Origin of the sequence: Parapedobacter sp. (assembly GCF_035556095.1) — a bacterium.
Lineage (GTDB): Bacteria > Bacteroidota > Bacteroidia > Sphingobacteriales > Sphingobacteriaceae > Parapedobacter.
Genome location: NZ_DATMFT010000014.1, coordinates 58,680 through 80,678, shown reverse-complemented (window position 1 = coordinate 80,678; position 21,999 = coordinate 58,680). Strand labels below are relative to the sequence as shown.

Annotated in this window: 25 protein-coding genes; 17 read left to right on the top strand and 8 right to left on the bottom strand. The window is 47.9% G+C overall.

Going from position 1 to position 21,999, the window contains the following annotated elements; all coding sequences use genetic code 11:
- Positions 1-169: 169 nt before the first annotated feature.
- Positions 170-358, bottom strand: coding sequence for a hypothetical protein (locus VNQ80_RS07155; RefSeq protein ID WP_325636897.1), 189 nt, complete (start codon positions 356-358; stop codon positions 170-172).
- A gap of 302 nt (positions 359-660) precedes the next feature.
- Between VNQ80_RS07155 and VNQ80_RS07150 the strand changes: the two genes are divergently transcribed.
- Positions 661-1,263, top strand: a complete 603-nt coding sequence (locus VNQ80_RS07150; protein WP_325636895.1) for a trimeric intracellular cation channel family protein — start codon at positions 661-663, stop codon at positions 1,261-1,263.
- A gap of 9 nt (positions 1,264-1,272) precedes the next feature.
- Here VNQ80_RS07150 and def read toward each other — a convergent pair whose 3' ends face one another.
- A complete protein-coding gene (gene def, locus VNQ80_RS07145; RefSeq protein ID WP_325636893.1) occupies positions 1,273-1,845 on the bottom strand; it encodes a peptide deformylase in 573 nt (190 codons plus the stop codon).
- A gap of 132 nt (positions 1,846-1,977) precedes the next feature.
- Here def and xseA point away from each other — a divergent pair, with 132 nt between their 5' ends.
- Together xseA and xseB are read left to right on the top strand one after the other, a co-directional pair.
- Positions 1,978-3,315, top strand: coding sequence for an exodeoxyribonuclease VII large subunit (gene xseA, locus VNQ80_RS07140; protein ID WP_325636891.1), 1,338 nt, complete (start codon positions 1,978-1,980; stop codon positions 3,313-3,315).
- Entirely contained in the window at positions 3,308-3,535 is a 228-nt protein-coding gene (gene xseB, locus VNQ80_RS07135; RefSeq protein ID WP_325636889.1) for an exodeoxyribonuclease VII small subunit, read from the top strand. Before xseA ends, xseB begins: the two co-directional genes overlap by 8 nt.
- Position 3,536: 1 nt before the next feature.
- Here xseB and dctA read toward each other — a convergent pair whose 3' ends face one another.
- Both dctA and nagA read right to left on the bottom strand, forming a co-directional pair.
- Positions 3,537-4,784 (bottom strand): C4-dicarboxylate transporter DctA, encoded by a 1,248-nt coding sequence (gene dctA / locus VNQ80_RS07130; RefSeq protein WP_325636887.1) that lies wholly within the window; start codon positions 4,782-4,784, stop codon positions 3,537-3,539.
- A complete protein-coding gene (nagA, locus tag VNQ80_RS07125) occupies positions 4,781-5,893 on the bottom strand; it encodes an N-acetylglucosamine-6-phosphate deacetylase (protein WP_325636885.1) in 1,113 nt (370 codons plus the stop codon). The genes dctA and nagA overlap by 4 nt, the downstream gene beginning before the upstream one ends.
- A gap of 102 nt (positions 5,894-5,995) precedes the next feature.
- On the opposite strand from nagA, the gene VNQ80_RS07120 reads away from it, so the two are divergent.
- From VNQ80_RS07120 to VNQ80_RS07075, 10 genes are all read left to right on the top strand, one after another.
- On the top strand, positions 5,996-6,739 hold the full coding sequence (locus tag VNQ80_RS07120) for a DeoR/GlpR family DNA-binding transcription regulator (RefSeq protein WP_325636883.1): 744 nt from the start codon (positions 5,996-5,998) through the stop codon (positions 6,737-6,739).
- A 95-nt stretch (positions 6,740-6,834) separates the two neighbouring features.
- A complete protein-coding gene (locus VNQ80_RS07115; RefSeq protein WP_325636881.1) occupies positions 6,835-8,172 on the top strand; it encodes a flippase in 1,338 nt (445 codons plus the stop codon).
- 17 nt (positions 8,173-8,189) lie between these two features.
- Complete coding sequence (locus VNQ80_RS07110) at positions 8,190-9,140, top strand: polysaccharide pyruvyl transferase family protein (RefSeq protein ID WP_325636879.1); 951 nt, start codon at positions 8,190-8,192, stop codon at positions 9,138-9,140.
- A gap of 9 nt (positions 9,141-9,149) precedes the next feature.
- Positions 9,150-9,896: a class I SAM-dependent methyltransferase gene (locus VNQ80_RS07105; protein ID WP_325636877.1), complete on the top strand. Its 747-nt coding sequence runs from the start codon at positions 9,150-9,152 to the stop codon at positions 9,894-9,896.
- A complete protein-coding gene (locus tag VNQ80_RS07100; protein ID WP_325636875.1) occupies positions 9,896-10,657 on the top strand; it encodes a glycosyltransferase family 2 protein in 762 nt (253 codons plus the stop codon). The genes VNQ80_RS07105 and VNQ80_RS07100 overlap by 1 nt, the downstream gene beginning before the upstream one ends.
- Positions 10,658-10,665: 8 nt before the next feature.
- Positions 10,666-10,890 carry a DUF3820 family protein gene (locus tag VNQ80_RS07095; protein ID WP_325636873.1) on the top strand — a complete coding sequence of 75 codons (225 nt, stop codon included), beginning with the start codon at positions 10,666-10,668 and terminating at the stop codon, positions 10,888-10,890.
- 14 nt (positions 10,891-10,904) lie between these two features.
- Positions 10,905-11,516 carry a hypothetical protein gene (locus VNQ80_RS07090; protein ID WP_325636871.1) on the top strand — a complete coding sequence of 204 codons (612 nt, stop codon included), beginning with the start codon at positions 10,905-10,907 and terminating at the stop codon, positions 11,514-11,516.
- Between the two features lie 230 nt (positions 11,517-11,746).
- Complete coding sequence (locus tag VNQ80_RS07085) at positions 11,747-12,040, top strand: DUF983 domain-containing protein (protein ID WP_325636869.1); 294 nt, start codon at positions 11,747-11,749, stop codon at positions 12,038-12,040.
- A 22-nt stretch (positions 12,041-12,062) separates the two neighbouring features.
- Entirely contained in the window at positions 12,063-12,929 is an 867-nt protein-coding gene (locus VNQ80_RS07080; protein WP_325636867.1) for a helix-turn-helix transcriptional regulator, read from the top strand.
- Between the two features lie 179 nt (positions 12,930-13,108).
- Entirely contained in the window at positions 13,109-13,858 is a 750-nt protein-coding gene (locus VNQ80_RS07075) for a glucose 1-dehydrogenase (protein ID WP_325636865.1), read from the top strand.
- Positions 13,859-13,933: 75 nt separating this feature from the next.
- On the opposite strand, the gene VNQ80_RS07070 is transcribed toward VNQ80_RS07075, so the two are convergent.
- Positions 13,934-14,293, bottom strand: coding sequence for a phage holin family protein (locus VNQ80_RS07070; RefSeq protein WP_325636863.1), 360 nt, complete (start codon positions 14,291-14,293; stop codon positions 13,934-13,936).
- Positions 14,294-14,614: 321 nt separating this feature from the next.
- Between VNQ80_RS07070 and VNQ80_RS07065 the strand changes: the two genes are divergently transcribed.
- From VNQ80_RS07065 to VNQ80_RS07050, 4 genes are all read left to right on the top strand, one after another.
- Positions 14,615-17,086, top strand: coding sequence for a TonB-dependent receptor (locus VNQ80_RS07065; RefSeq protein ID WP_325636861.1), 2,472 nt, complete (start codon positions 14,615-14,617; stop codon positions 17,084-17,086).
- A 118-nt stretch (positions 17,087-17,204) separates the two neighbouring features.
- A complete protein-coding gene (locus tag VNQ80_RS07060) occupies positions 17,205-18,446 on the top strand; it encodes a PQQ-dependent sugar dehydrogenase (protein WP_325636859.1) in 1,242 nt (413 codons plus the stop codon).
- A complete protein-coding gene (dtd, locus tag VNQ80_RS07055; protein WP_325636857.1) occupies positions 18,443-18,901 on the top strand; it encodes a D-aminoacyl-tRNA deacylase in 459 nt (152 codons plus the stop codon). Before VNQ80_RS07060 ends, dtd begins: the two co-directional genes overlap by 4 nt.
- Positions 18,902-18,947: 46 nt before the next feature.
- Complete coding sequence (locus VNQ80_RS07050) at positions 18,948-19,274, top strand: nucleotide pyrophosphohydrolase (protein WP_325636855.1); 327 nt, start codon at positions 18,948-18,950, stop codon at positions 19,272-19,274.
- Between the two features lie 100 nt (positions 19,275-19,374).
- Here the strand turns inward: VNQ80_RS07050 and groL are convergent, their stop codons facing one another.
- The 3 genes from groL to secG form a co-directional block, all read right to left on the bottom strand.
- Complete coding sequence (groL, locus tag VNQ80_RS07045; protein WP_325636853.1) at positions 19,375-21,015, bottom strand: chaperonin GroEL; 1,641 nt, start codon at positions 21,013-21,015, stop codon at positions 19,375-19,377.
- 137 nt (positions 21,016-21,152) lie between these two features.
- Positions 21,153-21,428 carry a co-chaperone GroES gene (gene groES / locus VNQ80_RS07040; protein WP_325636851.1) on the bottom strand — a complete coding sequence of 92 codons (276 nt, stop codon included), beginning with the start codon at positions 21,426-21,428 and terminating at the stop codon, positions 21,153-21,155.
- A gap of 223 nt (positions 21,429-21,651) precedes the next feature.
- Positions 21,652-21,990, bottom strand: coding sequence for a preprotein translocase subunit SecG (gene secG / locus VNQ80_RS07035; RefSeq protein WP_325636849.1), 339 nt, complete (start codon positions 21,988-21,990; stop codon positions 21,652-21,654).
- Positions 21,991-21,999 lie beyond the last annotated feature (9 nt).

The window sequence follows — 21,999 nt, the reverse complement described above, 5'->3', positions numbered from 1 at the left end:
CATGTATTAGGCCTGCCGCTAGCGTTCATCCTGAGCCAGGATCAAACTCTCCATTGTAAAATGAAGTTAATGATCTGACCCGATTAAAATCGGAATCAATCTTTGTGTTGTCTATCTACCTGATTGACCTAGGTCTGTCTCTGACTTTCGCCTGAAAACAGACTACTCGTCACGCTACATGAATATCAATATCTTTCAAGAACTTCCCCGCCTCCGCTCGCGCTTCGGCCGATGTGCCGCAACAGGGCGCAAACCCCGCAACAACCGATCCCCTCTTCAATCCCCCCGAAGCATCGCGCCGCAGGGGCCGGATAAACCCGGTTTCGTTTGGGACTGCAAAGGTAAGAACCTTTTTCATTCCCGCAAAATTTATTTTCAACTTTTTTCCCGCCAAAACCACCAACCAAACACAACACAGACACCAGCCGGAAAATCAATCGAAAACCTCAAGGAACAACCGCCCCTTCCGAAGCGGGATGCAAAGGTACGTTATTACCTGTAATTTGCAACAGGTCACGCGGAATATTGTTTGGTAATTCATATGATTCCCTATAAATCAGTGAGAAAAAAATATGATACGTATGTTGTTGCACCCATAAGCAGTGGCAAGTGATCCGGAAATGTCGTACTTTTACAAACGGAACGTAAAAATTAGCAGCGTTGGAAATCATCTATTACATCGATCTATTGGGAACTATGGTCTTCGCGATATCTGGAGCGATGGCAGCGATGCGACATAATATTGATTTATTTGGGGCCGCGTTTACGGGTTTTGTTACGGCTATCGGCGGGGGGAGCCTTCGCGATATCTTCCTCAACTTACGTCCCGTGTGGGTGGATGATGGAAATTACTTATTAGCAATATTAGCCGGTGTGCTCATTGCAATTCTCTCGCGGAGTATACTAGGGCGGTTGGCCCGGACGTTGTTTTTATTTGATGCTTTAGGTATCGGCTTTTTTACGGTGGTAGGGGTTCAGAAATCGCTCGCTTACGATAGCAGCGGGATCGCGGCAGTTGTATTAGGCATGTTCTCAGCGGTAATGGGGGGCGTTACCCGTGATACGCTACTGAACGAAACACCGCTGATTTTTCGCCGGGAAATCTATGCCACGGCCTGCCTTTTGGGAGCTATTCTGTTTTTCACACTCGATTCCTTCGGGGTGAGCTATAACATCAATGCTTCCTTAAGTGTGATTACCGTGGTCTTCGTTCGTGTGATCGCCGTGAAATATCGGCTGGCATTACCTCTTGTTGGAGGTTAGAAAAGAAACTTACCGTTTCCGCTTCTTCGACGCGGGGAATTTCATTTTGTAATCTACATCAACCTGACCCCGTGAAATCGAGTCCAATTTACTTTTAATCATCGCTTTCCGGAGTGGGCTCAGCTTATCGGTAAAGAGCTTCCCCTCGATGTGGTCATATTCATGTTGGATAATCCGAGCGGCCAATCCGTCAAATTTGTCTTCATGCTCCACCCAGTGTTCATCGCGGTAGCGCACGTGGATGATAGGGTATCTGCTCACGTCTTCCCTGATGTCGGGGATGCTCAGGCAGCCTTCATTGAACAGCCATTTCTCTCCCTCTTCATCCACCAATTCGGCATTAATGAAGACTTTCTTGAAATTGGCAAGCCCCGGTTCATCTTCTTCATATGGACTGGCATCAATGACGAACAGACGTATCGAGCGGCCAATCTGCGGAGCCGCCAGTCCCACACCGTGGGCTGCATACATGGTTTCAAACATATCCGCTACCAATTGCGGTAAATCCGGATAATCTTTTTCAATTGTTTCACCTTTTCGTTTCAAGATGGGGTCACCGTATGAAATAATGGGTAGTTTCATTCAAAAATAGTCTTTCTTTTAACGGTCTCGAAGAACCTGTAATCTTTCATTTGCCCAAAAAGGCAGGATTCCTGCTTGGCGGGTTTCATGGCACAAAGGTAGTGATTTTATAGAAAAAGCTTACCTTTGGTTATGCCTGAGAAATTGTCGGACAAGACGGTGTTTTCCCTCGTAGAGGTAGCCCGCAGCATCAAGAGAACCATTGCCGAGCGCTACAAAAGTGTGTACTGGATAAAAGCGGAAATGAACAAGCTCAATCACTACTCCCATTCGGGACACTGCTATCCGGAATTGGTGGAGAAGCGAGGTGGGCAGGTTATCGCCGAAATGCGCGCCGTGCTCTGGAAGGGCGACTACGAACGTGTTAACCAACAGTTTATCGGGATAACCAAAGAGCCCCTGAAAAATGGAATTACCATTTTATTCCAAGCGGCTATATCGTACGACCCCGTCTACGGCCTAACCTTACGTATTTTGGATATCGATCCCGTACATGCACTTGGCGAACTCCAAAGAGAAAAGCTGGCAAGTATCGATCGCCTTAAAAAAGAAGGGGTCTTTGCCGCGAATAAAAGGTTGGCTTTCCCTGTTTTACCAAAACGACTGGCCGTTATTTCGGTCGAGACCAGTAAAGGCTACGCCGATTTCCTGAAGATTTTGCGACATAATCCCTGGGGATACCACTTTGAACAGACGCTTTTTCCCGCTTTACTCCAAGGGGACAAATCAGTGAAGGCCATTGTCAACCAACTTGAACACATCGCGCAAATGCGGCATGCGTATGATGTAGTCGCTATCATCCGTGGGGGAGGGGGCGACGTGGGCTTATCAAGCTATAATCACTATATGCTGGCTGCCACGATTGCCAGATTTCCCATTCCGGTACTTACTGGCATTGGCCATTCCACAAACGAAACGGTCAGCGAAATGGTGGCCTATCAGAATTCCATCACGCCCAGCGAACTTGCTGATTTCCTCATCCAGCGGTTTCACCGATTTGCCGAGCCGGTCGATCAAGCAAAAGAAACCATTATGCGAAAAGTCCAACAACAATTAGCCCAAGAAAGGAGTATACTTAATGATCAAATACGATACTTCCGCCTGAATAGCTTGCACCTGTTAAATCGGCAACAAAAGGCGCTTGAACACGGCGTCATTAATCTACGCATGGCCAGTGCTGCTCGTGTGCAGCATGGACAACAGCACATAAAACATGCTATCCAGACGCTAAAAGCGGCAACGGCAACGCTCGTGAAAGATAGACGATCTGATTTGCTGACCTCGGAAAAGTCGGTTCATTTGTTGCATCCACAGCACGTGCTCCAACGTGGGTATAGCATTACCCGTCTCAACGGGAAGGCATTGAAAAGTACCGAATCCGTACATGAGAGCGATGTTGTGGAGACTGTTTTGGCACAGGGAAGTATGACCAGTAAAATAGATAGACTAAAACCATTGGACAATGGATAATCAATATTCCTATACTGATGCATTCGAAGAACTGCAGACCATCGTATCGGAGATCGAACAAGGTGAAATTTCGGTCGACGAGCTTTCGGAGAAGGTAAAACGTGCGACACTGCTCATTCGCGCCTGCAAGGCAAAGCTCACGGCAACGGAAGCCGAGGTGAATAATATATTGGCTGGGTTGACTGATGATGATGCCGGCCCCAAGGGTAGGGAAGGGTAGGCTAGCCCAGCTCAGACCTCAAATGGTCCATATCCAATTCGTCCTCCCAACGGGCCACTACCAGTGTTGCTGCGGTGTTGCCGATGATGTTGGTCAATGCCCTGGCTTCGCTCATGAAGCGGTCGATACCAAAGATCAGGGCAACCGATTCAACGGGCATGTGTCCAACAACGGGTAATGTGGCGGCCAGAATGATAAAACCACTTCCAGTTACGCCTGCAGCACCATTGGATGTGATCGTGAGCACAAACAACAAGAACAGCTGATCCATCAAGTTCATCGGCATATCCAATGCTTGCGACAGGAAAATTGCAGCCATTGTTAGGTAAATAGCGGTGCCATCCAAGTTGAACGAATAACCCGTCGGTATGGTGAGGCGCACTACCGGTTTCGAGCAACCCATCTCTTCGAGCTTCTGCATGATGGCGGGCAACACCGATTCCGACGACGACGTACCAAGTACAACAAGTAATTCCTCCTTTATATAGCGCAGCACTTTGAATATGCTGATGCCATAATACTTTAAAAACAATCCTGCAACCAAGAAAATATACAACAGGCAGGTACCGTAAAAACAAAGCATCAGCATGCCCAAAGAGGAAAGGGAACTGATGCCGTATTTGCCAATAGTAAATCCCATGGCGCCCATGGCTCCAATGGGAGCCACTTTCATAATCATCTTAATCACGGCAAATAAGCCGTCGAGGAAAGATTGCATTACGCGTATGGCGGGTTCGGCTTTGCCACCAATCTTCGAAAGTCCGTATCCGAATAGCACTGCAAAGAAAAGAACTTGGAGTAAGTTGCCCGATGATAGCGCACCAAAGACGTTTTCGGGAATGATATCCAATAGAAAATCCTTAACGCCACCCTGGTGCTCACTTTGTGTGATGTAGGAGGATACTTCTGAGGTATCCAATGTCTTCGGATCCACGTGCATCCCCTCACCTGGCTTAACCAAATTGATTACGATCACACCAAGTAACATGGCTGCGATGGTAGAAAGCTGGAAATATAGCAACGCTTTCACGCCGACCTTGCCGATTTTTTTCACATCTTCCATCCCCGCAATGCCCAGTACGATACTGCAGAAAATCAATGGGGCGATCACCATTTTGATTAACTTGATGAACCCATCGCCAAGTGGTTTCAATTGCACGCCCAGTGAAGGATAGAAATGGCCGATTAATATACCGATAATGATGGCAATTACTACCTGGAAATAGAGTAGGTTGAAAAGCTTCTTCATTGGCAGACCCCTCCGAGGAAGACATTTTGCACGATATAATTCTCGTCAAAAATGACCAGGTTGGCGGTAGCTCCTGCTGCAATCCTACCAATGTCATTGGCCCCGATAAGCGACGCTGGATATATGGTGGCCATCCGCAACGCCTCCTCTAGTGGAATGCCGGCATGACGCACGCAGTTGGCCACTGCCTGCATCATCGTCAGTGCCGACCCCGACAATGTGCCATCGGGCAACGTATACCGGTCGCCCGCAAAAATATGCGTGTAGGTGCCATTATCTACGGCTACTACGGCGTCTGTGATCAAAAACAGCCGGTCGCCCAATAACCGCTTACTTATCGCCAGTGTTTGGTAGTTTACATGGATGCCATCTGCGATAATGCTCGCTTTCACCGTATCCGACTGGAAAGTTGCACCCGGCAATCCCGGATTACGGTGATGAAACGGCGACATGGCGTTGAAAAAATGGGTCACCGCTTGTATCCCTTTTTGGAACCCATACATCGCCTCATCAAACGTAGCGTTGCTATGCCCCGCGGACAAAATAACGCCGTGGTTCAATAATAAGTCGATTACGTCCTCATCAAACTGTTCCGGAGCGACCGTCATCATCCGCAAGCTCGTCCCGGCCCGCTCCAATAGCGACTTGATTTCTGACTTTTCGGGTTTACGCATATAGGCCTCAGGATGAGCTCCCCGTTTTTTCGGGTTAAGATAAGGCCCTTCGAGGTGCAGGCCAAGCAGTGCAGGATGTTGATAGCGGCGCAAGACACCCATGGCGTCATCTACCAGTTCCATTGGGTTGGTTGCCATGGTGATCATGAAGCTGGTGGTTCCTGATTTTACCAAGGCGTGCGCGATTTCATCAAGCGCTGCTGCTGTAGGGTCGGCGGAAAACAACCGACTTCCCCCGCCATATATCTGTAAATCCACAAATCCGGGCGTCAGATATCCACCGTTGGCATCGACGATTTCGGCTTCTGCCGGAATTTCGGACGTAGGGACAATTCCAAATACTTTATCTCCTTTTATCAATACAGTCTGATTGCTAATCAACGCATCGCCCGTAAAGACGACGCCGTTGGTGATTGCAAGATATGATTCGGCCATTTATACTGTTTGCTCTGCGGTTATACAAATGCTTTGCGGGGGTAATAATACAAATTTCTTTAAAATATTCTATCTTTACCCACTTAATAAACCGCTTATACCATGTTGAAGGAAGAAAGGCAAGCTTTTATCATTCACCAAATCAATTTGCACAACAAGGTATTGTCATCAGACCTCAGTGTGCAGCTTAGCGTGTCGGAGGATACCATCCGGCGTGATTTAAATGAATTGGCGGAGAATGGCAAGGTACTCAAAGTATATGGTGGGGCGTTGTCCAAATCGTTCCAGTATCCTTTCAAAGAAAATAATGTGTATGCCCGTGATTCCAAGAAGCAGATTGCCAGTAAGGCACTCAAACTTGTTCAAAACGGAATGACGGTACTTGCAGGGGGGGGGACAACCATGCTTGAATTGGCGCGTACCATCCCCGAGAGTCTCCAATGTACGTTTTTCACCATCAGCCCGTTGGTAGCCCTCGAATTGGCCGAGCGTACGAATGCAGACGTTATCCTTATCGGCGGAAAGCTATCGCGTAGTACCAACATCAGTATCGGTTCACAGGTCATCAACCAGTTATCGGAGATTCGGGTCGACTTATGTTTATTGGGCACGAATAGCCTCTCCGTAGAAGATGGCGTCACCGACTCCGATTGGGAAGTGGTACAGATAAAAAAGGCGATGATTCGCTGCTCAAGCAAGACCGCTATCCTCAGCATCGCTGAAAAACTCAATTCCGTACAGAAAATGAAAGTCTGTAGCCTCAACGCTATTTCTTATCTTGTAACCGATCTTGAGCCCACACACCCGAGCTTGGCAGGTTTTGGCAAGGTGGTGGAAGTCGTATAACGGATCAGTTTGATAAACCTGCTATCTCATCGATTTACATAATAGTCGGGGAGATACAGATTCCATGAGTGCATTGAAGAACAGTTTATTTTTGAATGAAAATCCCTTCGTTACCGGGTTTCGATCCTGAAGCTTTCAACAAGTATTTCAAGAATACCGGCTGGTTGATGGTCGCCCGCGTAGGCACAATTTTCATCAAAATGGTTGTTACGGCGGTTGTAATCCCAAATTATTTGGGCAGTAGCTTGAATGGCGAGTTGAATTACCCGCTCGTATTGGTATCTTTCTTTGCCGCAGCTTGTGCTTTGGGCATGGACAGTTTCGTGACCCGCCAGCTATTGCAGCAACCGGAAAAGGAGAATACCATTTTAGGTACCGCTTTCTGGCTACGATTGGTCGCGTCGGTCATCGCACTTCCGATGATTTATGTGGCCTACCTGTTGATTGGCCACTATACTGCCGGACCACTGGCTGCACCGTTCCATTATATACTTATCGTCTCGTTCGTTTGCGTTTTTCAATCAGTCAGTATCATCGACTGTTTTTTTCAAGCGAGGGTACAGGGCAAATACATCATGTATATCCAAGTTGGCGCCAATTTACTTTCCGCAGCGGTGAAGCTCGTGCTCGTTTTTTGGCAAGCTACGGTGGGCTGGTTTGTGTGGGCGCTCCTGTTCGACGCCGTTTTCCTCGCAGCGGGATACCTGTATTGCTACGAACGGCGGGGAAACCGGCTTATCAACTGGCGGTTCGATAGAAAAATGGCCAAGCACTTACTTCATTACTCTTGGCCGCTTGCCTTCTCGTCTGTTGCCATTATCTTGTATATGAAAATTGACCAGCTGATGCTCGATGCCTATTTAGGCAAGGCGGTATTTGGTGTATATGATACGGTGGTGAAACTGAGTGAAGGCTGGTACTTTATCCCGATGGCTATTGTTACCGCCCTTTTCCCCGCCATCATGAACGCCCGCCGAGACGACCCCGAGCGCTACCGGCGGCGGCTACAACACCTGTACGAGTTGATGACCATGGTAAGCGTCGCTATCGCTGTGGTTACTACCTTGGTGGCACCTCTCGTTTACCGGACATTCTATTCGGTAGAGTACGCCGCTGGGGCACCCGTGCTCACCGTGCACATCTGGGCTGGGGTGTTTATGTTCCTGTATGTCGCCACTGGTCAGTACCTCTTGGCAGAGGGCTACACCCGCATATCGTTAGCCCGTGCAATTACCGGTGCTGTTATCAATATCGGGTTGAATAGTTGGTGGATTCCTGAATATGGCATGATTGGTGCTGCTTACGCCACATTAGTCACGTATGCGAGCACAGCGCTATTTGTTATCTTCGTGCCCAAAACGCGGGCACAAGGGTGGTTGATGCTCGGAGCGCTGTTTTTTGTGCCGACCATCCGGCGGTTAGTTAAACGTTAAAAAGTTGGAGTATTCACATGCCAAAGATCATTTTTGATACCTCAATAGGTACGACCAATCTCGGTGACCATATCATTATGGACGCGGTGGATCAAATTTCTGACGAATTGTTTATGGACGATTTCGTCATCAACGTGCCTACTCATTTCTCCATCCATCCGAAAGATCTTCAAAAATTCCGTAAATACGATATAGGTATTGTGGGGGGAACCAACTTGCTGAAGAATAACACACTCCGGAAGAGCCAATGGAAAGTTGGAGTCAAAGATTTGTTCGTTTTACGGCACAAGGTGATACTGCTGGGGGTGGGGTGGTGGCAATATCAGGATAAGCCGGTGTCCACCTATTCGAAGATCATGTACAAGTCGTTGTTTTCCAAAAGATACCTGCACGCTGTCAGGGATAACTATACGTTACAGAAACTCGACGAAATAGGAATCAAGAATGTAATCAATACGGGCTGCCCCACCGTATGGGAGCTTGACGAACCGCACTGCTCACAAATCAACCCCAAGAAGCGTGATACCGTAATCACGACCATCACCGACTATATGCGCGATCCCGATAGCGATCGGCGGATGTTCGAAATCCTGAAAAAGCACTACCGAGCGGTGTACGTATGGGTACAGGGATCAAAAGACCGAGCGTACATTGAAAGCCTAGTATCCGGCATTAGCTATGTCCCACCGAAGCTGTCGGCGTTTGATTCGTTTTTGGAGAAGGAGCCTTGTGAATACGTGGGCACACGCCTCCATGCTGGCATAAGGGCACTGCAGAAAAAACGTAAAGCCATCATCATCGGTATCGATAACCGGGCGCTTGAAATGCGCAATGATATCGGTTTGAACGTGTTGGAACGCCAGCGTATCGATTTGCTTGAAGAGAAAATTCAAGAGGAAATGAGCGTTAAATTGTATCTCAACCAAGATGCGATACAGCGCTGGAAAACACAATTTAAGTCACAATAACGACACGTCGTGGTAGCAAAACTTAAACAACTGTATAATAAATCGCTATTCCAACCCACGTTTTTGGGTCTGTTTTTCAACCCTTTCTTTATCATTCGTAGTGGGCTGTATAAAGGAGTGTCTCAATTTAGCAACCATATGCGTGGTAAGCTGTTAGACTTCGGTTGCGGCAGCAAGCCTTACAAAGCATTGTTTTCCGTATCCGAATACGTAGGTACCGATATTGAAGTGAGTGGGCACGACCATCGCCATGAAGAGATCGACGTCTATTACGATGGCGAAACCCTACCCTTTGCAGATGAATCGTTTGATAGTATTTTCTCAAGCGAAGTGTTTGAGCATGTTTTCAATCTTTCTCAAATCCTCAATGAACTACATCGGGTACTCAGGCCCGGTGGGCGTATGCTGTTAACGGTTCCTTTTGTCTGGGATGAGCATGAAATTCCTTACGATTTCGCTCGCTATACGTCGTTCGGGTTGAAACACATTCTCCAAGAAAAGGGCTTTATCGTAGTGCAGGAAAAGAAGACCACCAATTATGTCAGTACGATCTGTCAGATGTGGGCCGCATACGTATACCAGCATATCTTCCCGCAGCGCAAGGTGCTCCGGATAGCGCTTACGCCCCTGTTTATCACCCCAATCACACTTAGTGGATTGTTTCTTTCAGCGATATTGCCGAAAAACACGAATTTTTTCCATAACAACGTGATGGTTGTCCAAAAACCAGCAAACCGGTCCGAAATCAACCAGTAATGGAGCGAATATTTTCACCTACACTCACCGTAATCACCGTCGTTTACAATAATGCGGACGGTATCGAGCGGACTATCCTGTCGGTCATCAACCAGACGTATCCGCACATTGAGTATATTGTTATTGACGGTGGATCAACAGATGGTACGGCTGGCATCATTAACAAGTACGCCGGTCAGATAACGCGGATCGTCAGTGAACCCGACAACGGGATTTATGACGCCATGAATAAAGGGTTGGCACTGGCGGGGGGCGATTATGTGTTGTTCATGAATTCTGGTGACGAAATTTATTCCATCGATACCGTTGCCGCGGTTTTTGCTACCTCCCCTGACGCCGATATTTACTACGGTGAGACGGAAATGTTCGATGCAAACTGGCAATCGCTTGGTTTGCGACGACATGCTATACCCGAGCGATTTAATTGGAAAAGCTTCCGCTACGGCATGAATGTGAGTCATCAAGCCATTTACGTCCGGCGTAAGCTTATAGCCCCCTATGATTTGCACTACCAACTCAGTGCTGATATCGATTGGGTTATCCGTGCCGCGAAGGCGGCTAATAAAATTGTAAACACCAAACGTATAGTGGCCAAGTACCTGGTGGGCGGTATGTCAAAGCAACGGCATTGGCAGAGTCTGAAGGAGCGTTTTCAAATTTTTAGTAGGCACTATGGGCTGGTAGCCAATATTTTTAATCACATTGTTATTGCTTTCCGCCTAGCAGGCTATTACATCCGCCATGGCAAAACCAACGACTGATATTGCTTATGACACCCGAAGAAACCATGCAACAATTGGTAACCACCAAGATGCCTTTTGGCAAATATAAAGACACACTCATCTGTGACCTTCCCGAAGCATACTTGATTTGGTTTCACCAAAAAGGATTTCCAAGGGGTACCATCGGCATGTTGTTGGCTACGATGTATGAAATCAAACTCAACGGGTTGGAATACTTACTTGTACCACTTCGAAACAAAATCCGGAAGTAGTCGTTTTATATCATATGAAGTACCAAACGACGTTATTTTACAGTTGCTTGGTCATTGCCATCAGCGGCATTTTCTTCACCGCATGCGGCAACCGTGGCAATACCGATCATGCGCGCACCGAAAATACGGTTGCGGACCTTCCCCAAACCGCAGGCCGGGAAAGCCTCACACTTGTACCCGGAGCTTCTGCGGGTACCCTCAAATTGGATGAGCCTGATAGTTTGATACGCCAACAATTGGGGCAGCCTGATTATAGCGACGCGGCCATGGGAAAAGCGGTGTTGCTTTGGTATACCGATAGCGACTACGGATACCCCTTATCTATTTTCACCACACGCGACATGGGGAACGACGAGACCGCCCGGATAAAGCAAATCAGGGTAACGTCGCCAGCGTTCAAAACTGCTGAATCCATTCGCGTGGGCTCTGCGCTCACCGAGATACGTAACCATTATCAGATCACACCCGTGGAAACATACGAAAAGGGTGGCAAAACCTATTCGACCTACAAATCTGACGAGGGTATTGCCTTCGAGGTAGGACCAGGAGATTCTTGTATCGCCATCATCATCCATTATCCCGACGCAGAAGTGGTGAGCTACCTCCCATTGCAACCCCTTGATTAATCTATTCAATTCATCAGTAAAAAGTACCATAAGATACGGTGTTCTTACCAATAACTTTTATGGTATATACCTACCTTTGCAGCAAAAAGATAGGTAGATTAAGCGTGGAGAATATCATGGAAAAGGATCATACATTATCCCCAATCAAAGCGGCCTTAAAAGCAAAATGTCCGAGGTGCCGCGAAGGAAATATGTTTACAGGGAAGACCTATGCATTGAAAGGACAAAAAATGAACGAAACATGCCCCCACTGTGGGTTGCGGTATGAGCGCGAACCGGGCTATTTCTATGTAGCCATGTTTGTAAGCTATGCATTGGCGATGGCCGAAATGATTGCCGCCAGTGTCGGCTTTTACGTCGTTACGGGTTACATGGATGGCCCATGGCCATACCTCATTGCTACCATTGGCACGGTCGTCGTGCTATCACCACTCAATTTTCGTTATTCACGGGTTATTTTACTCTATTGGCTTACACCCGGCTTGAGTTATCAACCCGAAGGTGAGAGACTCGAAAAACCGTAAAAAATCAGTATACTTACGGCCTATGACGCGTCAGGGCTATCCGGTATATGACATCACAGGGCTCGCCGCCTACCAATCGGATTTCTTGGTGGGCCCGTTTGCTCCATACATCGTGCAACATCATAAACTGCATGTACTACACGGCCATACCTTCTATCATTTAGTGTATTTTACCGAAGGTGCGGGTTATCATACGATCGACTTCGATCGATTCGAAGTTCGTCCATTCCAGCTGTATGCAATGGCACCTGGCCAGGTACATCGCTGGAATTTCGAAGGAGCGGTGGACGGTTATGTACTCAACTTTTCGCCGCAGTTTTTCCAATCTTTTCTGCTGCGGTCCGATTATATCGATGAGTTTGCTTTTTTTCAAGGGCAGGCCAAACAGTCCGTACTCGATATTCCCGAAGCGCTACGCCCGCGGATTACCGCGCTGTTTGAGGAGATGGTCCCATTGGGAACTGCTATCAGCATGTTCAATGTAGATAAGTTGCGCGTACTTATGCTCAAGCTGTTCTTGGACCTCACCGATCTGCAGAAGCCTGCACAGCCATCGCCACTTTCCTACAACGCCGTTTTACTACGCAATTTCAAAAAGCTCGTTGAAAAACATTACGCCGAACTCCGACTGCCCAAAGATTACGCAGCGTTGCTTTACATTACACCCAATCACCTTAATGCCATATGTTCGGATTTGTTTGGTCAGTCAGCCGGAACCGTCATACGCGACCGAGTTATTTTGGAAGCAAAGCGGCTCCTGGTAAACCCCGAGCTCTCCATTGCAACTATTGCTGATACGCTCAATTTCAAAGACAATTCAAATTTCAGCAAATTTTTTAAAAAATATACGGCAATAACGCCCGAAGCATTTCGAAAGAACATGAACTAAATGTCGTCCTAAATCGGACTTTGGCCGAGATAATAGTCGTTTGTCGAAACGATTTCTTTGCTGATATGCTTTGGGCGTTACGCATCTTATGCGGTAATTCCGATTATTAGCTGACCACCGTCATTTTTCCCCAACCAAACAGCGCTACCTTTGTTATAATGAACTAAAGCAGTACGATTATGAAAACATTGAAAGGCAAAGTAGCCATAGTTACCGGTGCGGCTTCTGGTATCGGGCGAGCGGTAGCGCAAGCTTACGCACAGGAGGGTGCCAAGGTAGTCGTTTCCGATATCAGCGTAGGAAGTGGAGAGCAGACGGTGAAATTAATCAATGAGGCTGGCGGGGAAGCATTCTTCATTGCCGCCGATACGTCGAGGGCCGACGATAATGAACGGCTGGTCAAGCAGACTGTGGAGCAATATGGAGCATTGCATATCGCTTGCAATAATGCAGGCATAGGTGGCCCATCGGCACCAACGGGCGAGTATCCTATTGAGGGATGGGATAAGGTTATTGCCATCAACCTCTCCGGTGTGTTTTATGGTTGCAGATACCAAATTCCTGCTATGCTCCAATCGGGAGGGGGCGTCATAGTCAATATGGCTTCGATTTTGGGAACGGTAGGATTTGCCAATTCAGCTAGCTATGTTGCCGCAAAGCATGGCGTCGTCGGCCTCACCAAGAATATTGCGTTGGAGTATGCGGCGGGTGGTATACGTGCTAACGCTGTGGGCCCTGCGTTCATCAATACGCCATTATTAAAGGATATGGATAAAGAAACAATCGACTGGTTGGTAAGTAAGCATCCGGCGGGTCGGTTGGGTGAAGCTCATGAGGTAGCCGAACTGGTACGCTGGCTTAGCTCCGACAAGGCATCCTTTATAAATGGCGCCTATTATGCTGCCGATGGTGGGTATCTTGCACAATAAACAAGTTGGTCTCGTTGACACCTCTCACTAAAGGGCCTCATAGGCTTAAGTGGCTAAGCCTATGAGGAATCGGTGTCAATCGTTGTTTTTAGCGCCAAAGAGACTGTTGAGTAGCATCTGTATCAGCGCCACGATGATCGCGAATACCGCAGCCCACCAAAAGTTAGCCACTTCAAACTTACTGCCCATGAAATAGCTGGTGAGCTGGACCATCAGCACCGTAATAATGAACGAAATGAGCCCCAGCGTAAGCAGGTTGAGCGGGAAGGTGAATACCCGCAATACCGTGCCTAAGGTTGCATTCACAAAAGCGATAATGAGTCCTGCAATAATCGCCCAGCCAAATCCGGCAACGGTCACGGCCGAGTCGGGGAGGACCAAGGCCGCCAGAAAAACAGCCAGTCCGGTCAATAGTACATCAATGATAAACCGCATAATAAATTCCTTTATTGCTTTATACTTGTATTGTTTTTACTTGCATAAATACGAATATCGGTCAAATTGTTTGATTTGTTACAAAAAAGTCGACATTCGTTATCATCGCCTAGTGATAAAAAATGCGTACATTTGTACCATCATTTAGGGGTGCCTTGTTTGTACCAACAGACACAAATAAAGGCTGAGATCATACCCATTGGCGCTGTGGTGCCAAGCACCTGATCCGGATAATGCCGGCGTAGGGAGGTAAGTTAAATAATTACACTGCTATGAACCCCTTATAGCAGTGGTGTTTAACTAAATTTACAAATTTACAAAATGATTAAAAAGTCAATCGCAGGGATTGCGTTTTTCATGCACGTCGTTATGGCTGCAGCAGTGGCACAACGCCACATCACCGTATCGGTAATCGATGCAAGCAATGACAGGCCGTTGCCTGGAGCGTCAATCCAGCTCGAAGGGACCATTTACCAAGGCAAAGCAGATGCCGCTGGCACAGCAGTCATCCGCCACGTAAAAGCGGGTACCTACACCATCATGGTCAGTCATCTCGGCTATCAAACAGAAAAACGGCAACTCCTACTCACCGCAGATGAACACGTCAGCATTTCGTTGCAGCGCACAACGTTGCTGACCGACGAAGTGATTGTGCAGGCAACACGTGCCACTGAAAATACCGCCACCACGTACAAAAATATCAGTAAAGCGGATATTGCCAAAAACAACGTGGGCCAGGATATTCCCTTCCTCCTCGACCAGACACCCGGTGTGGTTATTTCGTCGGATGCCGGGGCTGGTATTGGATATACGGGCATGCGCATCCGCGGCAGCGACGCACAGCGGACCAATGTTACAGTAAACGGTATCCCCCTTAACGATGCGGAGAGCTTGGGTTCGTTTTTCATCAATCTGCCGGACTTCGCGTCTTCCGTAGATAACATCCAAATCCAGCGCGGAGTGGGTACATCTACCAACGGTGCTGGTGCGTTCGGTGCGAGCCTGAACATCCAGACCAATACGCTCAACCAAGATGCCTATGCCGAGATCGACCAGTCCATCGGCTCGTACCGCTCTTTGAAGAACACCATTCGGCTTGGAACCGGCCTCTTCGACGGCAATTTTAGCTTCGATGGGCGCCTGTCGCGTATCAGCAGCGATGGCTATATCGATCGAGGTACATCCGATCTACAATCATTCTTTTTTTCCGGAGCCTGGCATGGTGCGAATAGTTTGCTGCGTGCTAACGTGTTCGGCGGCAAAGAGAAAACTTACCAGGCATGGTACGGTACGCCCGAATCGCGGCTTACTGGCGATGTGGCGGCGATGGAAGCCTATGCAATAGATGACGGGTTGACACCCGAAGAAACCGAGAATCTGCTGAACTCCGACCGTCGGTATAATAAGTACCTTTACGAAAACGAGACCGATAATTACCAGCAAACCCACTACCAACTGCTGTTTTCGTCGGCTCTCTCGGAAAAGCTTACATTGAACACCGCATTGCATTATACACGGGGGAAAGGTTACTATGAGCAATTCCGCAATCAGGATGAATATACCGATTACGGATTATCGCCCATCACCGTGAATGGCGATCCCATAGGTGAGACAGATTTGGTACGTCAGCGGTGGCTTGACAATCATTTTTATGGGGGTACCTATTCCCTTGTATACAAAGATAGGGCCGGCTTCGAATTAACTTGGGGCGGCGCCTATAATCGGTATAAAGGCGGGCATTATGGCGATATCGTATGGTCTCAATATCCGTTGTTCACCAGTGGAGCTTATCCGACCGATAGCGATGGGGGATTCAGCACTGCGTATCGTTATTACGACGGCGACGCTACCAAAACTGATTTCAATACCTATTTAAAAGCGTCCTACCGGTTGGATGAGCTGTCGTTGTTTGCCGATATACAGTACCGCAGTATAGACTACGCCATCACGGGAATAGACCACGATTTGCGTGACATCACACAGGATGCGTCGTTCGATTTTTTCAATCCGAAAATTGGATTTACATATCAGTTGTCCGCTGCCAGCAATGTTTATGCATCCTATGCATTGGCTAATAAAGAGCCGGTGCGGAGCGATTTTACGGATTGGCCGGTTGAGCAAACCCCTAAAGCCGAACAACTACATGATATCGAAGCCGGCTACCGCATCAGGTATCAGCGGCTCAATATCGGCCTGAATGGTTATGCCATGCTGTATAAGAACCAACTGGTGCTAACGGGGCAACTCAATGATGTGGGTAGCACATTACGGCAAAATGTAGACGATAGCTATCGCATCGGGTTGGAATTTGATGGGCGGTGGGCGCCTAACCCATGGTTTGCTTGGGCAGCAACGTTGGCTTACAGCCAGAATAAGATCAAGAATTTCACGGAGGTGGTGGGTGATGTGGAGAATTTCCATGCGATCACCGATATTTCGTTTTCGCCAGACTGGGTGGCCTCCAGTGAGTTGAGTGTAAAACCTTGGCAGTCGCTCGAAGTTGCATTGTTGAGTAAATACGTTTCACAACAATTTTTAGACAATACAGGCAATGTGGACCGTAGTATTGATGGTTTTTTTGTGAACCACGTGCGCGTAGCCTATTATACCTCGTTCTGGAAATTGAAGAATTTCGGTCTCACGCTGTTGGTTAATAACGTTTTCAACGAAAAATATTCGTCGAATGGATACACCTGGGGTTATTATCTGTCAGACGTCGATCGCGTGGATTACAATTTCTATTATCCGCAAGCAACGGCCAATTTCTTGTTGGGATTGAATCTCAAGTTTTAAAAGGATAGATGGTATAGGCAAGCGCTGATGTAAAAATAATCATGCGCTTGCTTTTCAATGCATCACTGACATTGATATTGTCGGAAAAATGTCATTACCTTTAGGCAAAATTATCGTTATGCGACATACATCCAAATCAATTGCGACTATTGCGGCATTATCGTTCGTAATCTCATCGTGTGATTCATCGACCTCCAAAGAGACTGTTGAAACACCATCCGATTCCACGTACGCTCCGGTGGAAACCAAAGACGCCAACACGGATTATGCGCCTGCCTTTGAAGGGCAGACGCGTGTGGCTGGCTTGAAAACCATTACGCCCTTTGAGGCAACGGTATTGGCCGATGGACTTAACCGGCCTTGGGGCATTGCCAACCTGCCGGATGGTAGGTTGCTAATTACCGAGAAGGAAGGAACCCTCCGGATTGCTAGCCAAGCGGGCAATCTGAGCGAAGCCATCACGGGTCTTCCTGCCGTTAATTCCAACGGTCAGGGCGGATTGTTGGGTATCACTATCGATCCTAATTTTGAAAGTAACCGCATGGTATATTGGGTCTTTTCGCAAGATACGCCCGGTGGTACGTTGACCGCCGTGGCTAAAGGCCGTTTGGCCGATGATGAAAAGAGCGTCGAAAACGCGCAGGTGATATACCAAGCGACCCCGGCGCACAAAGGCAACTTGCATTATGGCGGGCGTATCTTGTTCGATAAGACAGGGAATATCTTTGTCAGCACTGGCGAACGTTCAGATATTGAAACCCGGCCACTGGCACAAGATCTGAATGCTGCTCTTGGTAAGGTCCTTCGCATTACGCCGAACGGTGATCCCGCGCCAGGCAACCCCTTTGAAGGCAGAAGCGATGCGCGCGCCGAAATCTATTCGTACGGGCACCGCAATGTGCAGGGGCTGGCATTCCACCCCGTTACGGGCGACCTCTGGGAGGGTGAATTCGGGCCCCGCGGTGGCGATGAAGTGAATCGCATTGAGCCTGGTAAGAACTACGGTTGGCCCATCATTACCTATGGCCTCGAGTACAATGGCAACAAGATTGGAGATGCTATTCAACAGCAAGATGGCTTGGAACAACCGGTGTACTATTGGGATCCTGTACTCTCGCCTAGTGGCATGACCTTTTTTGCTGGAAATTCAATTCCCGAATGGGAGAATAACCTGTTCATAGCTGGCCTGAGTAGCGTGCACATCGCGCGACTAGTAATTAAAGATAACAAGGTTGTTGGCGAGGAGCGCCTGTTGGAAGATGAGGCCCAACGTTTCCGTGATGTGCATCAAGGCAAAGATGGGGCACTGTATGCCGTTACGGATAGTGGTCGGCTATACCGGATCGGGAAAAAACAGTGAGGGCAGTCATTCAGCGAGTTTCAAAGGCTTCTTGCATGGTGGACGGGCGTATTGTCGGTTCAATCGGGCAAGGATTTGTGGTACTTCTGGGCATAGAGGAAACAGACGGGATGGACGACTTGCAATGGTTAGCACAGAAAATCCCTAATCTCCGTGTGTTTAGCGACGAAAACGGATTGATGAACAAGTCCCTGAATGATATTCAGGGAAATGTACTATTGATCTCCCAATTCACCTTATTTGCACAGACCAAAAAGGGTAATCGCCCGTCGTTTATCCGCGCAGCGAGACCTGACAAAGCAATTCCCCTGTATGAGCGGATGATAGCAGAACTCACCGAGCAGCTCGGCAAAACGATAGCCACCGGCATTTTCGGCGCCGATATGAAAGTATCGCTTCTCAACGAAGGGCCGGTCACCATCGTGATGGATACCAAGGATAAAGACAATCACTGATTACGCGTCACTGAATACAAACTACCGAACACAGGTTCATATGGAAATGACAATCAAAAAAGCCCAAGAGATAATCGATCACTGGATAAATACTACCGGGATACGATATTTCAACGAGCTCACCAATACGGCTATTTTAATGGAAGAAGTCGGCGAGGTGGCCCGTATTATGGCGCGGAAATACGGTGAACAGTCATTCAAGAAATCAGACGAAGCGGTCAACCTAGCCGATGAAATGGCCGATGTGCTCTTCGTGCTTATTTGCTTAGCCAACCAAACGGGAGTCGATCTTTCCGATGCATTAGTTAAGAACCTCGATAAGAAGCAAATCCGCGATGCAGATAGGCACCGCAATAACGAAAAACTCCGATAAGGAGCGTGTTAAAAAAGGTATAAAATACAAGGCGGCACACCTTTTCGGGATGTGCCGCCTTTTGCGTATATGATGGTCTCTCGCTTCAAGCGAGCACTGATTACATCATTCCGCCCATGCCACCGCCCATTGGCGGAGCACCAGCGCCAGCTGCCTTTTCGTCTTCCGGCTCGTCTGCCAATACCACTTCGGTAGTCAATAGCATGGCCGCGATGGAGGCTGCATTTTCCAACGCGATACGCGTAACCTTCGTCGGGTCGATTACACCGGCCCCAATTAGGTTTTCGTAAGCACCGGTACGTGCATTATAGCCGAAGTCATCTTTACCCTCACGCACCTTTTGTACAACCACAGCACCTTCTACAGCAGCGTTGTTGCAGATTTGGCGTAAAGGCTCTTCAATGGCGCGCTTGATGATATCGATACCGATGTTTTCATCTTCATTGTCGCCTTTCAGGTCCTTTAATGCTTCGCTCGCACGGATCAACGCCACACCACCACCGGCTACGATACCTTCTTCAACAGCGGCCCGGGTAGCATGCAGCGCATCGTCTACTCGATCTTTCTTCTCTTTCATTTCCACCTCAGTAGCAGCACCAACGTATAATACAGCAACGCCGCCGGCCAATTTAGCCAAACGTTCCTGCAGTTTTTCGCGGTCATAGTCAGAAGTGGTCGTTTCGATTTGTGCTTTGATTTGGTTTACGCGGCCTTGAATGTCAGAAGAGTTGCCTGATCCGTTGATAACGGTGGTATTATCTTTATCCACTACCACTTTTTCGGCTTGCCCGAGGAAGTCAAGTTCCGCATTCTCCAATTTGAACCCTCTTTCTTCGGAGATAACCGTGCCCCCGGTAAGGATAGCAATATCTTCCAGCATGGCTTTACGACGATCGCCGAAGCCGGGTGCCTTAACAGCAGCCACTTTGAGGGAACCGCGGATTTTGTTGACGACCAAAGTAGCCAATGCTTCGCCATCGAGATCTTCAGCAATAATCAACAGCGGCTTGCCGGTTTGTACTTGTTTTTCCAAAATCGGAAGCAACTCTTTCATATTGCTGATTTTTTTGTCGTAAATCAGAATATATGGATTTTCCAACTCGGCTTCCATTTTATCCGTGTTAGTTACAAAGTAAGGCGAAAGGTAGCCACGGTCAAACTGCATACCTTCAACGGTCTTCACTTCCGTTTCCGTACCTTTGGCTTCTTCCACAGTGATTACACCATCTTTGCCCACTTTTTCCATGGCTTCGGCAATCAGCGCACCGATTACCTCGTCGTTGTTCGCTGAAATACTAGCGACCTGCTTAATTTTGTTGTTGTCTTCACCAACCGTCTTAGATTGGCTTTGGAGGCTTCCAACCACGGTACTGACCGCTTTGTCGATGCCGCGTTTCAGGTCCATTGGGTTGGCGCCTGCAGCAACACTTTTCAGGCCTGGTGCAATGATGGCCTGCGCTAACACCGTAGCCGTAGTGGTTCCATCACCAGCCTGGTCGGCGGTTTTGGAAGCTACTTCCTTCACCATTTGGGCACCCATATTTTCCAGGGCATCTTTCAATTCGATTTCCTTCGCAACGGTAACTCCGTCTTTAGTGATAGACGGCGAGCCGAATTTTTTTTCAATGATGACATTCCGGCCACGTGGGCCCAATGTCACTTTCACTGCATTTGCCAATGTGTCTACACCTCTCTTGAGGGTGTCACGCGCTTCGACATTATACTTAACTTGTTTTGCCATTTTTTAATTGATTTCAGTTTCACTGTGCAAATCGGAACTGTGGATAAACCGCTGTGCTCCGTATTGCGATTTTCAATAAACCATTACTAATTAAATGTTCAAGGGGAAAATTATGGTTTTCCGATAACCAACCGATCTTAAACGATCGCGTAGATATCAGACTCCTTCATAATCAAGTATTCTTTCCCCTCGTACGTGATCTCCGTGCCGGCATACTTGCCATACAACACTTGATCTCCTACCTTTACGGTCAACGGCTCATCCGTTTTTCCGGTGCCAACAGCCACAACTGTTCCACGTTGGGGCTTTTCTTTCGCGGTATCTGGAATATAGATACCTGATGCGGTCTTCTCCTCTGCAGGGGCAGCCTCAACCACCACTCTGTCTCCGATAGGTTTAATACTTAACGCCATAATGATTTTAGTTAATATGTAATTGTTAATATGTTTTGATTCATCCTCGCCAATTACGGCATCAACTATGCCAAGCGGCGTTTTATGGCATTACCTTGCCATTTTTTCATTTTTAACGTGGGCATTGGAAGATGTATTCGAAAGTTGTGTCAGGATGTCAGTGCAGATGTCAGTGACACGAAAGAGAAAGGGCCACCCGTCTGCGAGTGGCCCTTTTGATGTTTTATTGCGCAGTGTCCGAGCCCGGAGTCGCCTCTGGAGCTGTAACCGGAGGAATCGGCGTCGTGGTCGGTGACGTCGGCGTGATTTGCTCCGTCAATCCGCTGCCCCCGCTGCTCGCCGAAGGGCTCATTACATTCACGATTAGTGCAAAAACCATGATGGCGATCACCAATCCCCACGTTCCTTTCTCCAAAATGTCACCAGTACGCTTCACGCCCATCAAGTTAGTGCCACCCGAAAAACCAGAGGCCAATCCGCCTCCCTTTGGTTCTTGGATCAGTACCAAGAAAGATAGCAGCACGCTGGCCAGCATAATCAATATAATCAGTAATGTTTGCATCGCTTTATT

Excerpts from the sequence above, each read along its gene's own strand:
- VNQ80_RS07155 (WP_325636897.1), bottom strand. The coding sequence starts at position 358 with ATGAAAAAGGTTCTTACCTTTGCAGTCCCAAACGAAACCGGGTTTATC.
- def (WP_325636893.1), bottom strand. The coding sequence starts at position 1,845 with ATGAAACTACCCATTATTTCATACGGTGACCCCATCTTGAAACGAAAA.
- xseA (WP_325636891.1), top strand. The coding sequence starts at position 1,978 with ATGCCTGAGAAATTGTCGGACAAGACGGTGTTTTCCCTCGTAGAGGTA.
- xseB (WP_325636889.1), top strand. The coding sequence starts at position 3,308 with ATGGATAATCAATATTCCTATACTGATGCATTCGAAGAACTGCAGACC.
- dctA (WP_325636887.1), bottom strand. The coding sequence starts at position 4,784 with ATGAAGAAGCTTTTCAACCTACTCTATTTCCAGGTAGTAATTGCCATC.
- nagA (WP_325636885.1), bottom strand. The coding sequence starts at position 5,893 with ATGGCCGAATCATATCTTGCAATCACCAACGGCGTCGTCTTTACGGGC.
- VNQ80_RS07120 (WP_325636883.1), top strand. The coding sequence starts at position 5,996 with ATGTTGAAGGAAGAAAGGCAAGCTTTTATCATTCACCAAATCAATTTG.
- VNQ80_RS07115 (WP_325636881.1), top strand. The coding sequence starts at position 6,835 with ATGAAAATCCCTTCGTTACCGGGTTTCGATCCTGAAGCTTTCAACAAG.
- VNQ80_RS07110 (WP_325636879.1), top strand. The coding sequence starts at position 8,190 with ATGCCAAAGATCATTTTTGATACCTCAATAGGTACGACCAATCTCGGT.
- VNQ80_RS07100 (WP_325636875.1), top strand. The coding sequence starts at position 9,896 with ATGGAGCGAATATTTTCACCTACACTCACCGTAATCACCGTCGTTTAC.
- VNQ80_RS07095 (WP_325636873.1), top strand. The coding sequence starts at position 10,666 with ATGACACCCGAAGAAACCATGCAACAATTGGTAACCACCAAGATGCCT.
- VNQ80_RS07090 (WP_325636871.1), top strand. The coding sequence starts at position 10,905 with ATGAAGTACCAAACGACGTTATTTTACAGTTGCTTGGTCATTGCCATC.
- VNQ80_RS07085 (WP_325636869.1), top strand. The coding sequence starts at position 11,747 with ATGAACGAAACATGCCCCCACTGTGGGTTGCGGTATGAGCGCGAACCG.
- VNQ80_RS07080 (WP_325636867.1), top strand. The coding sequence starts at position 12,063 with ATGACGCGTCAGGGCTATCCGGTATATGACATCACAGGGCTCGCCGCC.
- VNQ80_RS07075 (WP_325636865.1), top strand. The coding sequence starts at position 13,109 with ATGAAAACATTGAAAGGCAAAGTAGCCATAGTTACCGGTGCGGCTTCT.
- VNQ80_RS07070 (WP_325636863.1), bottom strand. The coding sequence starts at position 14,293 with ATGCGGTTTATCATTGATGTACTATTGACCGGACTGGCTGTTTTTCTG.
- VNQ80_RS07065 (WP_325636861.1), top strand. The coding sequence starts at position 14,615 with ATGATTAAAAAGTCAATCGCAGGGATTGCGTTTTTCATGCACGTCGTT.
- VNQ80_RS07060 (WP_325636859.1), top strand. The coding sequence starts at position 17,205 with ATGCGACATACATCCAAATCAATTGCGACTATTGCGGCATTATCGTTC.
- VNQ80_RS07050 (WP_325636855.1), top strand. The coding sequence starts at position 18,948 with ATGACAATCAAAAAAGCCCAAGAGATAATCGATCACTGGATAAATACT.
- groL (WP_325636853.1), bottom strand. The coding sequence starts at position 21,015 with ATGGCAAAACAAGTTAAGTATAATGTCGAAGCGCGTGACACCCTCAAG.
- groES (WP_325636851.1), bottom strand. The coding sequence starts at position 21,428 with ATGGCGTTAAGTATTAAACCTATCGGAGACAGAGTGGTGGTTGAGGCT.
- secG (WP_325636849.1), bottom strand. The coding sequence starts at position 21,990 with ATGCAAACATTACTGATTATATTGATTATGCTGGCCAGCGTGCTGCTA.